Annotated in this window: 10 protein-coding genes; 2 read left to right on the top strand and 8 right to left on the bottom strand. The window is 58.3% G+C overall.

Annotation, left to right across the window (positions count from 1 at the left end; translation table 11 throughout):
• Window positions 1-536, top strand: a 536-nt coding sequence (locus F3H58_RS26750) for a transposase (RefSeq protein ID WP_149744406.1), incomplete at its 5' end; no start/stop codon positions are given.
• Between the two features lie 350 nt (window positions 537-886).
• On the opposite strand, the gene F3H58_RS26745 is transcribed toward F3H58_RS26750, so the two are convergent.
• The 3 genes from F3H58_RS26745 to epmA all read right to left on the bottom strand — a co-directional run bounded on the left by F3H58_RS26745 (window position 887) and on the right by epmA (window position 3,582).
• Window positions 887-1,078: a hypothetical protein gene (locus tag F3H58_RS26745; RefSeq protein ID WP_003492264.1), complete on the bottom strand. Its 192-nt coding sequence runs from the start codon at window positions 1,076-1,078 to the stop codon at window positions 887-889.
• Window positions 1,079-1,456: 378 nt separating this feature from the next.
• Window positions 1,457-2,521 (bottom strand): lysine-2,3-aminomutase-like protein, encoded by a 1,065-nt coding sequence (locus F3H58_RS26740; protein ID WP_149744405.1) that lies wholly within the window; start codon window positions 2,519-2,521, stop codon window positions 1,457-1,459.
• Entirely contained in the window at window positions 2,518-3,582 is a 1,065-nt protein-coding gene (gene epmA / locus F3H58_RS26735) for an EF-P lysine aminoacylase EpmA (protein WP_149744404.1), read from the bottom strand. The genes F3H58_RS26740 and epmA overlap by 4 nt, the downstream gene beginning before the upstream one ends.
• A gap of 251 nt (window positions 3,583-3,833) precedes the next feature.
• Here epmA and efp point away from each other — a divergent pair, with 251 nt between their 5' ends.
• Window positions 3,834-4,403, top strand: coding sequence for an elongation factor P (efp, locus tag F3H58_RS26730; RefSeq protein WP_003504809.1), 570 nt, complete (start codon window positions 3,834-3,836; stop codon window positions 4,401-4,403).
• A 112-nt stretch (window positions 4,404-4,515) separates the two neighbouring features.
• On the opposite strand, the gene F3H58_RS26725 is transcribed toward efp, so the two are convergent.
• From F3H58_RS26725 to F3H58_RS26705, 5 genes are all read right to left on the bottom strand, one after another.
• Window positions 4,516-5,961, bottom strand: a complete 1,446-nt coding sequence (locus F3H58_RS26725; protein WP_065657015.1) for an efflux transporter outer membrane subunit — start codon at window positions 5,959-5,961, stop codon at window positions 4,516-4,518.
• A 149-nt stretch (window positions 5,962-6,110) separates the two neighbouring features.
• Window positions 6,111-9,200: an efflux RND transporter permease subunit gene (locus F3H58_RS26720; RefSeq protein ID WP_035261240.1), complete on the bottom strand. Its 3,090-nt coding sequence runs from the start codon at window positions 9,198-9,200 to the stop codon at window positions 6,111-6,113.
• A 53-nt stretch (window positions 9,201-9,253) separates the two neighbouring features.
• Window positions 9,254-10,456 carry an efflux RND transporter periplasmic adaptor subunit gene (locus tag F3H58_RS26715; RefSeq protein WP_065657016.1) on the bottom strand — a complete coding sequence of 401 codons (1,203 nt, stop codon included), beginning with the start codon at window positions 10,454-10,456 and terminating at the stop codon, window positions 9,254-9,256.
• A gap of 198 nt (window positions 10,457-10,654) precedes the next feature.
• A complete protein-coding gene (locus F3H58_RS26710) occupies window positions 10,655-11,314 on the bottom strand; it encodes a TetR/AcrR family transcriptional regulator (RefSeq protein ID WP_003521328.1) in 660 nt (219 codons plus the stop codon).
• 2 nt (window positions 11,315-11,316) lie between these two features.
• A complete protein-coding gene (locus F3H58_RS26705) occupies window positions 11,317-12,267 on the bottom strand; it encodes a phosphoribosylaminoimidazolesuccinocarboxamide synthase (RefSeq protein ID WP_149744403.1) in 951 nt (316 codons plus the stop codon).
• Window positions 12,268-12,810: the final 543 nt, after the last annotated feature.

The following is a 12,810-nucleotide window of genomic DNA, read 5'->3' as shown; positions in this document are numbered from 1 at the left end:
ATCAGCTTGTTGCCATGCGCCAGCAGGAACGGCTGCGCCTTCATACAGCCGAGCCGTCGGAGCGCGACAGCATCGCGCGCCACCTCGGCTGGCTCGATACGGAAATCGCCGCGATCGAACAACAATGCCAGTCGCATGTGCGCACAAATGTGACGCTGAACGAGCAAAACATCAGACTTCGCTCGATCCCCGGCATTGGCCAGATCACGGCGTTCACCCTGATGGCCCACATGCCGGAACTGGGCGACAGTTCGCCCGGCGGCATGGCGGCGCTTGCAGGCCTTGCCCCCTTCAATGCCGATAGCGGCATTCACCGCGGCCAGCGCCATATCCGCGGCGGACGAAAGCGCGTTCGCGATGCCCTCTACATGGCGGCGCTGGTGGCCTACCGGTTAAAGTCGCCATTCGCCCGCATGGTTCAGGCCATGCAGGCCAAAGGCAAACCGTTCAAGGTCATGATCATTGCCATCGCCCGCAAACTGCTCGTCATCGCAAACGCCATGCTCAGGGATAAAACCACATTCCAAGCAGCTTGAAACAACATGCATCAATACAGTTGCCAGTCGACGCGCGTCCGCGCGGCGGGAGGAGTCTTTTCAGCCCAAGGACTTGGGCTGGCTGGATTCCTGTGACGAGCACAGAAATGAGGGAAGAGTGGGGTGCGTCAGGAAGACCGCGTACGTGGCGTTCGGCTCTAATCCTGACTTTCAGGCGCTTTGTTAGCTTAGTGCATCAGAGCTTTTGATACACCCTGAATGGCTGGTGCCAGGGGGGTAGATGGCTTGTCAACCGAGAAAAAAGCGCGCCATCGGACCGCTGTTCGGGGTCCGATATTTGGCGCGGCCTAATTTTGACGGTTCTGTGAGCGGGCGAAAGTTTTCCCGCATCAGGCGACTGCGGCCAGATTCCGGTTGCGCACGAGATCGCGGATGGCAATCCGCACGTCGTCGGCGCTGTCGAACTTCTGTTCGTCCAGATCGTGAACGTGGAACTTCACCGCGATGAACTTCAGCCGGTCGTTGTCCGGTATGACGATGCCGACGGGTTCGCCAGCGAATTCAATAACTTGCTTTTGCATAGGTACACTCCCGCTGTGGCTTATTTACACAGCATGTTGTCGAACTGATTTTTAGGAAATTGAGACCGTCAGGTCACATTCGACAGCAGCGGGAACACGTGGATTTAAATCCAGCATTCCAGGACTCAAGACCAAGGATTGCGTTGATGTTGATATGTTTTGACATGACACACTCCCTGTATTGGTGTTGGCCCAGAATCAGGAGACTCGTTCTCCAGTTCCACACTGATAATCCAGACCAGCACTAAAATCAATGCTGATTGTTATAGGTAGAATATTTTTCTTTATGATGACAGGAGAGGGGCGGAATTGTGAAATTTTTGTTTTCGGCCGAGGCCGCCACGAAAAGCCCGGTGCAGCGGGCTTTTTATGTTTGTTTTAATTGCCGCCGGTAGCGGGCGGTGGGTAAATATGATCGTTTCCGTTGAAATCGGAAACGGAGTAACAGCCATCGCGGGTCTTTTCGGCCGCATTTCGGCTGATAGCGGCCTTGCCGTGACCGCCGGGAATGTCGAGAACATAGGTCGGCTGGCAGAGCCCGGAGACGTTTCCGCGTAACGCCGAAACGATTCGCTGGCCCTCGTCGATCGTTAGCCGGAAATGGCTGGTGCCGGGCGCAAGATCGGGATGATGCAGATAATAGGGCTTGATACGGGTCTCGACAAAGGCGCGCATCAACTCGGCAAGAACCGCCGGGTCGTCATTGACGCCTTTCAAAAGGACGGTCTGGCTGACCATCGCGATGCCGGCGTCGATCAGGCGCGCCGAGGCGCGCCTTGCGGTTTCGCTGAGTTCACGGGCATGATTCGCGTGCAGGGCCACATAGGTGGTTTTGCCGCTGGCCTTCAGCGCATCGATCAGTGCCACGTCGATACGGTCGGGATCGACCACCGGCACGCGGGTATGGAATCGGACGATCTTCACATGCGGTATGTTTTTCAGGCGCGTCATCAGGTCAGACAGGCGCCGGGGGGAAAGCACCAGCGGATCGCCACCGGTCAGGATGACCTCCCAGATGGCGGGATTGGCCTTTATATAGCCGAATGCGGCGTCGAGTTCCGCCGGGCTCATCATGCCGTTGCCCTGCGGTCCGACCATCTCCCGGCGGAAACAGAAGCGGCAATAGACGGGGCAGACATGGACTGCCTTTAAAAGCACCCGGTCGGGATAACGGTGGACGATGCCGTGGACAGGGCTGTTTGCGTCGTCGCCAATCGGATCGTCCCGTTCTTCAGCAAGATGAACGAGTTCGGCCGGATCAGGAACGAATTGTCGGGCGATGGGATCCTGCGGGTCGCGGCTGTCGATCAGCCCGGCAATCGATGGCGTGATGGCGAGCGCGTAACGTTGCGTCACCGTGCGCAGCGTCTCGAGCGCTTCGGCTTCGATAAGCCCCGCTTCGAGAAGTGCTTCGGCTGTCTTGATGGTCTCAAGCCCTGTCATCGTCCATATTCCGCGACTGGGGCCCACATGACGAGATCGATACGCGGCGCGCCGGTCGCCAGCATCACCAGCCGATCGAAACCGAGCGCTATGCCGCTTGCCGGCGGCATGATTGCCAGCGCGGCCAGAAAATCTTCGTCCAGCGGATAGGTTTCGCCGTAAACCCGCTGCTTCTCGGCCATTTCCATTTCGAAACGTCGCCTCTGCTCGGTGGCGTCGGTCAATTCACCGAAGGCGTTGGCGAGTTCAACGCCGCAGGCATATAGCTCGAAACGCTCCGCCACGCGCGCATCCTTAGGTGACTTGCGGGCAAGGGCCGCCTCACAGGTCGGATATTCATCGAGAATGGTCGCCCTGCCGAAACCCAACTCCGGCTCCACCCGCTCCACGATGACGCGACTGAACATATCCGCCCAAGTATCGTCATCGGCCACGCGGATGCCGGCATGGGTGAGGTTCGCCGCAAGATGGCGAGCGTCGGTTTCGCCGTTTCGGCTGATGGTGGCCAGCAGGTCGACGCCCGCATATCGCTCGAATGCTTCGGCGACGCTTACCCGCTCCGGCTCGAGGAAGGGATCAACGCTGCGGCCGCGATAGGTGAAATTCTTCGTTTTTGTGGTTTCGGCCGCCAGCGCCAGAAGATTGGCGCTGTCCTTCATCAGGCTCTCATAGGTTTCGCCGACCCGGTACCATTCCAGCATGGTGAATTCCGGGTGGTGCAGGGGGCCTCGTTCCCGATTTCTGTAAACATGGGCAAAACAGGTGATGCGTTTTTCACCGGCGGCGAGCAGCTTCTTGCAGGCGAATTCAGGCGAGGTGTGCAGATAAAGCGGCACGGCGTCGCCGGCCGGCGTCAGGCCCTGCGTGGCGAAAGCATGCAGATGCGCCTCATTGCCAGGGGAAATCTGCAATGCAGCAGTGTCGACCTCAAGAAAATCGGCGCTGGCGAAATAGCCGCGAAAAGCGGACTGGATCGCATTGCGCCCAATGAGAAATGCGCGGCGGTCGGCGTGGACGTCCGGCGTCCACCATGGCGACATTGTCTCGTTGCTTGCGCGCATTCTCTGTTCTTTTCCGTCTTCTCTGCGGCGCTCAATTGCGGATAAACGGCCCGCAAAACGCCTGATCGCGTCATTTAAAGCTATTCCGGGCGGAAAACCGCTAGGCACTCTTCCGCGAATTGCTGTAGAAGGCTGGCAATTCGTGCGGATTTAAGGTAGTTGCGCCCCAGAAAAAAGACAAAACGTCTGCCGGGGCCGGTGCTGCCGCGCAGTCCTTTACGACGCATTTCATCGAGTTACAAGGAAGTCATATGGTCAAGGTTATCGCCTCATCCGTCCGCAAGGGCAATGTTCTCGACGTGGACGGCAAGCTTTACGTCGTTCTTACCGCGCAGAACTTTCACCCCGGCAAGGGCACGCCGGTCACGCAGGTGGACATGCGCCGCATCGTTGACGGCGTGAAGGTCTCCGAGCGCTGGCGCACCACCGAGCAGGTCGAGCGCGCTTTCGTTGAAGACCTGAACTTCCAGTTCCTTTATGAAGATGGCGAAGGCTTCCACTTCATGAACCCGGAGAACTACGATCAGGTTGTGGTGGATGCCGAAACGATGGGCGATCAGAAGGCCTATCTGCAGGAAGGCATGACCTGCATTCTTTCCATTCATGAAGGCAATCCGCTGGCCGTCGAGCTGCCGCGTCACGTCACGCTGGAAATCACGGAAACCGAACCGGTCGTTAAGGGCCAGACGGCGTCTTCTTCCTACAAGCCGGCCATTCTTTCCAACGGCATCCGCACCATGGTGCCGCCGCATATCGATGCCGGCATCCGCGTGGTCATCGCGACGGAAGATAATTCCTACGTCGAGCGCGCCAAGAACTGAGCCTGACGGCTAGTTAGACAAAAGCACCGGGAGACCGGTGCTTTTTTTGTGTCACGAATAATAAAAAAGCCCGCGTCGAGACGCGGGCTTTTTCTTTGCCTTGCGGCGTATCTTACATCGCCTTTGCCGCGGTCCGGGTTGGGCCGGGCGCCTTCTTCGGAGCCGTGGTCTGGCCAACGGCATAACCGCCGCCAAGCGCTACGTTCAGCGAGACGTAGTCCTGCGCGGTCTGCTGTACAGCCTGTGCAAGGCTTGCCTGTGCGGTGGAAACCTGGCGCTGCGCATCGAGAACGTCGAGCAGCGAGGAGGCACCGTCGCGGTAGCTGGCTGTCGAAAGCTGCAACGCTTCCTGATAGGACGCCACGGTCTTGCGCAATGCATCGGCCGTGCGCTGATCGCGGGTGACGGCGGCCAGAGCGTTTTCGACTTCTTCCACAGCGGTCAGCACCGTCTGCTTCCAGACGAGATATTCCTCACGTGCCTGGGAATTGGCCAGATCGATATTGGCGCGGATGCTGCCGCCATCGAGAATCGGCAGAACAAGGCTCGGACCGAAGGACCAGCTATTGGCCGTTCCCCTGCCGCCACCGCTCAGGAAATTGTAGCTTGGCGTGATCGAGCCGCCGAGCTCGATGCTAGGATAGAGCTGCGCTTCCGCGACACCGATTGAGGCAACTGCGGCGGCGAGATTACGTTCGGCGACACGAATGTCCGGACGGTTGCGGATGAGATCGGCCGGAATGCCGGTGCGCGGAATGCTGCGGGCAACCGGCTGGCGTGCGCCTTTCTGCAATTCGGAAATCAGAGATGAGGCCGGCAGGCCGAGAAGCGTGGCGATGCGATGCGCCGCCTTGCGGAAGTTGGTTTCGAGGCCCGGAATGTCGGACAGCGTCGAGTTGACCAGACCTTCGGACTGGACGACATCGAGGCGGGAGGCCGCACCCGCTTCAAGCTGCAGCTTGGTCAGGTCCAGCGTTTCGCGGCGGGAAGCCAGGTTCTGACGGGCAATCGCCAGGCGCTCCTGATAATAACGCACATCGATATAGGCTGCTGCGACCGAGGAAATCAGCGTCAGGCGCTGAACATCGACGGTGGAGTAAGCGGCATCGAGCGACGCATTGGCGCTTTCCGTGGCGCGGCGATAGCGGCCGAAGAGGTCAAGCAGCCAGGAGACGCTGAGACTGCCTGAGGACACGTTGGTGACTGGAACATCACGGTAGCTGCCCTTGGTCTCGCTGGTCGTGTGGCTGCCGTTAGCCGTCAGGCTCGGCAGACCGCCCGCGCCGGCCGAGATGACCTGGGCTTCCGCCTGATTGATGCGCTCGATCGCCTGCATCACGGTCAGGTTCTGGCTGAGGCCAGTGGAAACGTAACCATTGAGGCGGCTATCGTTAAAGGCTGTCCACCACGCAACGGTGCTGATGTCGCCATTACTGGTTTTTCCGGCTTCCGCAAACTTTCCCGGCAATTGAATTTCCGGCGTCTTGTGGTCGGGCCCGACAACGCAGCCTGAGAGCAGCAGCATTGTCAGGGGAAGAGTAGCGCGAATAGACAGCATGTAATTTTCCCAATTCTCTGGTTGGCTTACCGAGCGCGGCTTGCTGACAAATGGGCTGCGCGGTCGATATGCCGTAGAAACGTGCATTTGCCAAATCGGCAACATTTCTAGCAGCGTATTAACGGTTGGCACAGCCCATTTTTGTTTTGTTAACGCCTTGAAAGGCGACGAATGATGACGAAAAAGGACGGAACGAAGAAAATTCCGAGCAGTGTTGCAGAAAGCATACCACCCAGCACCCCGATGCCGATTGCATTTTGAGCGGCGGAACCCGCTCCGGTTGCGATTGCGAGAGGCACGACACCCAGGATAAAGGCCAGCGACGTCATGATGATCGGACGCAGGCGCAGCTTTGCCGCCTCGAGCGTCGCTTCCATCAGGCTCAGTCCATGCTCCTGTCTTTCCTTGGCGAATTCGACGATCAGAATCGCGTTTTTCGCCGCAAGGCCGATGGTCGTCAGCAGGCCCACCTTGAAGTAGACGTCGTTCGACTGGCCGAAGAAATGCGCCGCAGTCAAAGCGCCGAGGACGCCCACCGGCACGGCCATGATGACCGAGAAGGGGATCGACCAGCTTTCATAAAGAGCGGCAAGGCAAAGGAACACGATCAGCACCGAGAGCGCATAGAGCATCGGCGCCTGCGAGCCGGAAAGGCGTTCCTGATAGGAAATGCCCTGCCATGCCACCGTGTAACCGCCCGGCAGGCTCGCCGTCAGGCGTTCCATCTCGTCCATGGCGTCACCGGATGCAACGCCCGCACCGGCGGTGCCTTCGAGCGAGATGGCGCCCGTGCCGTTGAAGCGGGCGAGAGACGGCGGAGCATTGATCCATTTCACTTCGCTGAAGGAAGAGAAAGGCACCATCTCGCCACTGGTATTGCGGGCATACCAGAACTTGAGATCGTCCGGCTGCATGCGGTACGGCGCATCACCCTGAACATAAACCGGCTTGAGCTCGCCGTTCAGCGTGAAGTCGTTGACATCCCGGCCGGCAAAGATCGTCGACAGCATGAGGTTCACGGAGGAGAGATCGACCCCCATGGCTCCCATCTTTTCCTGATCGAGAATGATCTTCATCTGCGTTTCGTTGTCCTGGCTGTCGCTTCTGAGCGAGCTGACCTTCGGATTGCTGGTCGCCAGCGCGATCAGCTCCTTGGACGTGGCAGTCAGTGCCTCGGTGCCGTTGCGGCCGCTATCCACGAGATACATCGAGAAACCGCTCGATGTGCCCATGCCCTGAATTGCCGGCGGCAGAAGCGGGAACACCTGCGCATCGCGGAAACCGAAGAAGGTGCCCATCGCACGCTGCACGATGGCGCCGGCGTGTTGGTCGGGAGCCGTTCTCTCGGCGAAATCCTTGAGCTTGGTGAAGACGATGGCGTTGTTCTGGCCCGAACCGCTGAAGCTGAAGCCGAGAACGCCGAAAACCGATTCGACATTGGCGGCTTCTTTTTCACGGAAGTAGCTTTCGACCTGCTTCACCACCTCATTGGTCCGTTCGATGTTCGAACCGGTCGGCGTCTGGATGATCGTCAGCAGCACGCCCTGGTCTTCCTGCGGCAGGAACGAGCTGGGCAGCTTGCTGAAGAACCAGGCGCAGCCGCCGATCACGATCGCGAAAATAATCATCACGCGCAGGGGCCGCTTAAGCAGATAACCGATAGAGGAGACGTAACCATCCGTCGTCTTGCCAAAGCCGCGGTTGAACCATGCGCCCGGTCCGCGCTGTTTCTTGTGATGGTCGATCGGCTTCAGCATCGTGGCGCAGAGCGCCGGCGTCAGAACGATGGCGACCACCGCCGAAAGCAGCATGGCCGAAACGATGGTGACCGAGAACTGACGGTAGATGATGCCCGTCGATCCACCGAAGAAGGCCATCGGAATGAACACCGCGGTGAGCACGAGCGCGATGCCGATGATCGCACCGGTGATCTCGCCCATCGATTTTTCGGTCGCCTCTACCGGCGATAGACCTTCTTCCGACATGATTCGTTCGACGTTTTCGACAACGACGATAGCGTCGTCAACGAGAAGGCCGATGGCCAGAACCATGGCGAACATGGTGAGCGTATTGATGGAATATCCTGTCAGCGCAAGGACGCCGAACGTGCCGAGAAGTACGACGGGAACCGCGATCATCGGAATGAAGGTGGCTCTGAGGTTTTGCAGGAACACCAGAAGCACGACGAAAACGAGGATGATCGCCTCGATCAGCGTGTGTACCACTTTCTCGATCGATAGCTTCACGAAGGGTGTCGTGTCATAGGGATATTCGATCGAAACACCTTCGGGCAGCGAACCTTCGACAGCGGAAAGCGCCGACTTTACGCGCGCTGCCGTATCGAGTGCGTTGGCACCCGTGGCGAGGTTGACCGCAAAACCGGCAGAGGGACGGCCGTTTGACCGGGAATCGCCACCATATGTTTCCTGGCCGATTTCAATGCGGGCCACATCGCTCAGGCGAACGGTTGCGCCGTCCTTTTCGACTTTCAGGATGACCGATTCGAAATCGGCGACGGTGGTGAGCTGGCTCTGCGCCGTCACCGTCACGTTGAGCTGCTGACCCTTGACTGCGGGCACTGCGCCAAGCGAACCGACGGAAACCTGGGTGTTCTGGCTCTCGATGGCGCTGGTCACGTCGGCCGTGGTCAGCTGGTACTTGTTGAGCTTGAACGGATCCAGCCAGATGCGCATCGCATATTCGGAACCGAAGACGTTGATGCTGCCCACGCCTTCGAGGCGCTTGATCTGGTCTTCGACACGCGAGGAGAAGACGTCACCGAGATCGGCCGAGTTACGTTTGCCGTCGGTCGAGATCAGCGCGCCAACCATCAGAATACTGGATGTGGATCGGCTGACCTGAAGACCCTGCTGCTGCACGGTGTCAGGCAGTTGCGACTGGACAAGCTGCAGCTTGTTCTGCACCTGAACCTGCGCGATGTCCGGCAGGATGGTATTGCCGAAGGTCAGCGTCACTTCGGCGCTGCCGGTTGAGGACGACGATGTCATATAGGTGAGGTCATCAAGGCCGGTCATGCCGTCCTCGATGATGGTCGTCACCGATTTTTCGACTGTCTCGGCGCTCGCGCCATTATAGGTCGCGCTGACGCGTACCGTCGTCGGTGCGATATCGGGATATTGCGAAATGGAAAGCGTCCAGATCGCAAGGGCGCCGCCCAGCATGATGACGATGGCGATAACCCATGCAAACACGGGGCGCCGGATGAAGAAATGGGCCATGGCAGTCCTGCCTTACCTTTTACGAGCTTCGACCGAGGGTTTCGTGCTCATGCTTATTTCGAGGGGGCGGCGGCAGGCTGAGCTTGCTGCGGCATAACGACGATACCGCGATCGTCGATGGTCACTTCAACCGGTGCGACGGTCGCACCGTCGGCGATCCACTGAAAGCCGTCGACGATGAGCTTGTCGCCATCCTTGACGTTCTCAGTTACCAGCCAGGCATTGCCCGACTGCTGGCTGGACGGGAAGGTGCGGGTTTCCACCTTGTTTTCCGCCGTCACGAATTTCGCTGTCAGTTCGCCATTGGCGTTCCGGCTCGCGGCGCGCTGCGGAATGCGGAAGCCTTTTTCCTTGCCGATGGTCAGCGTGGCGCGGACATAGGTGCCGGGAAGCAGAAGATCGTCCGGGTTTTCGAAGAGGGCGCGGATGGAGAAGGTGCCCGTGGTTTCGCTCACGGCCATATCCGACATGTCGATCTTGCCGTCATGCTTGTATTCCGTGCCGTCTTCCAGCGTCAGGTGAATGCCGGTCTCCTTCGTGTCGCCGCCGAGCTGGCCCGACGAGATCGCCTTTTTCAGACGCAGAAGATTGATGCTGGATTCCATCAGGTCGATATAGATCGGATCGATGCGGCGCAGCGTCGTCAAAGCCGTCGTCTGGTTGGCCGTCACCACGTTGCCGATGCTGAAAGCGGTTGCGCTGGTAATGCCGTCGAAGGGAGCGCGGACCTTGGTGAGATCGAGGTTGATTTCCGCGGTTTCCAGCGCCGCCTTGGTCTGGGCCACATCGGCTTGCGCCTGCAGCAGCGTCACCTTGGCGTTTTCATATTCGATCTGCGTTGCGCCGCTGTTGACCAGGCGTTCGTAACGGGCAAGGTTCGCCTGGGCGCTCGGAATGCTTGCTTCCGCCTTCGCCACGTTTGCCTTGGCCTGCGCCACTTCCGCCAGATAGGTATTGTCCTCGATCTGGTAGAGAATATCGCCCTGCTTGACCTCGCTGCCTTCCTTGAATGGAATTTCGCGGATGATGCCGGTGACGCGCGGGCGGATTTCCGCTGTCTGGAACGCGCTGGCGCGACCGGGCAGAACCGTGGTCAAGGGATATTCGCTGGTCTTCATCAGGATGATGCTGACCGGGGACGGCGGACGCTCGGCGCTCTGGGCGGCGTTCTGGCTGCTCTCGCCGCCATCGCTGCAACCTGCCAGAAGCGCGGTTACACACAGAGAAGCAAATAGGGGTAAAATACGTCGGCTCATTGTTCTTCCCTGCGTATCGATCGCATTCAACTATAAGCGCAATGTCGCTCGGCGGATGCGCGTCCGGAAACAGACACGACAGGCGAAGGCCTTGGAAGGACCCGATTCGCTCATTCTGTCCGGACCGCCACGAGCATAGAAGCGCAGGCTTTTGCGCTTCGCAAGCAATTGCGAGAAGGTGACGTAAATTGGGAATCGTCACTTAGCAAGCGGATTGCGCAATCCCGCGTCGATTAAATCGACGAGTTGATCGCAACGTGTTGCTAAATTGCCGATATCTTCCCGGGCAATGAGGACGGGATGAATCACGCTTGTCAGCGCGTGGAGCACGGTTTCCGCCAGGGGAGAAATCTCGGCCGGCGCGTAGATTCGCGCATCGATACCATCGCGGATAATGTCAGCGAGCAGGTTGGCGATGACGGCTTTATAATAGTCGCCGCACTTCATGTCCTGCTTTGCCGTCATCAGGATCATTTCGAATATGTAGGGATTGTCGTTTAGATCCTGGTGGTGCTGTTCCATCAGCGTGCGGGCGAGATGGCGCAGTCTCGAAAGCGGCGCGTGGCTTTTATCCAGCGGCTGGATGTCCCGTTCGAATGCGCCGATCTGCTCGAAGGCGATCGCATCGACGAGCGCGTTCTTCGAGCTGAAATTCTTGAAGACGTTGGCGGGAGACATGCCGAGCGCCGCGGCGATATCGGCAATCGCCACCGCATTGAAACCACGTTCCCGGAAAAGCTCTTCTGCCTTGGCGAGAATGTCCCGCCGCGTTTCTTCGGCGGAACGGCGAGGCCGGCGCCTGACAGGACGGTCACTCTTCCTGTCGGCCTTTCTCGCCTGTTCGATCGTTTTGCTCACGGTCAGACTCCGGGGAAGAACGGCTCCAGGTTCCTGCGTACTCTTGCAAGCGGCGTCTCGCCGCTATCGTCGGGAACGAAGCTCTGTCCGGTGATGCGCTCGTAAGCATCAATATAGACCTTCGAAGTCTGCAAGACGAGGTCCTGCGGAATTTCGGGAACGTCGTCCTTATAAGGGTCGCAGCGTTCGGCGACCCAGGCCCTCACGAAATCCTTGTCGAAGCTTGCCGGCCGTGTTCCGTTGCGGAAGCTTTCGTCATAACTGTCGGCCATCCAGTAGCGGCTGCTATCGGGCGTGTGGATCTCATCGGCCAGGATGATTGTGCCGTTTTCATCCGTCCCGAATTCATATTTGGTGTCGACGAGAATGAGGCCCTGCTTTGCGGCAATTTCCTGCCCGCGCTTGAACAGCGCCAGCGCGTAACGGGAAAGCGTGTCCCATTGCTCCTGCGTCAGCAGTTTCTTCTCCACGATCTCGGCCGGCGTCAGCGGTTCGTCATGGCCGCCATCGAAGGCCTTGCTCGTCGGTGTGATCACTGGTTCGGGCAGAATCTGGTTGTCTTTCATCCCGTCCGGCAGGCTCATGCCGTACATCTGCCGCTCACCCTTCTTATAAAGGGTCAGAATCGACGTACCGGTGGTGCCGGCCAGATAACCGCGAACCACCACCTCGACCGGCAATATGTCCAGCCGCTTGCCGATAACGACATTGGGGTCGGGATAGCTCACGACGTGGTTCGGACAAATATCCTTCGTTTGTTCGAACCAGTAGCGCGCCGTCTGGGTTAGTACCTGCCCCTTATAAGGTATGCAGGTGAGGATACGATCAAAGGCGCTAAGGCGATCGGTCGATATGATGATGCGGTTGCCGTCGGGCAGATCGTAGTTTTCCCGCACCTTGCCACGGTAATAATTCGGCAGCTCGGAAATGACGGCTTCATCGAGAATGCGCACGGGCTCTCCAATTCTTGGCTTTATAAGGAGGCGTTAGACGCCTCAAGTCTTCTGAAACTCTCGTCCGTTCCTATTGCATGTTTCCTGGAACAGGGCCAGTCGCGACATGAAGGCTGCCTTTTGCTCCGGTTCCCGTTAAAAACACGAAACTACCTAATAAAATCAATATTTTGATAAAAATGTCAGTTTTTTGACGATGGGTGTGTTGACTTGTTTGGCTGGGTAGATTTATAAGTCCGCTCACTGAACGAGGGCGGCGGCGCTGCTGGCGACGGCGACTTTCGTTCTGAAGAAATCAAGTTGATGAGCGGATTGCTTGTTGGGTTTCGGGGCTTATGGCTTTGGGGCGATTGATTTTGTGACTGCTTTGGGCGGTCTGTTATTTGACAATTGAATATGAGAAGAAAGAGAAACGTGGGCGGCGAAGCTTGCGGGGTCTGAAGGTAATTTGGATCTCAGGAATAGACTTTGACGGTCACGTTTGGATAAGAGAATACACCTCATTATGAGCGCAGTGATGCGCGGAATGATGGGTGTGAGTTC

The organism is Rhizobium sp. NFACC06-2 (assembly GCF_900101425.1).
GTDB lineage: Bacteria > Pseudomonadota > Alphaproteobacteria > Rhizobiales > Rhizobiaceae > Agrobacterium > Agrobacterium leguminum.
This window is presented reverse-complemented; position numbering and strand designations above follow the sequence as displayed.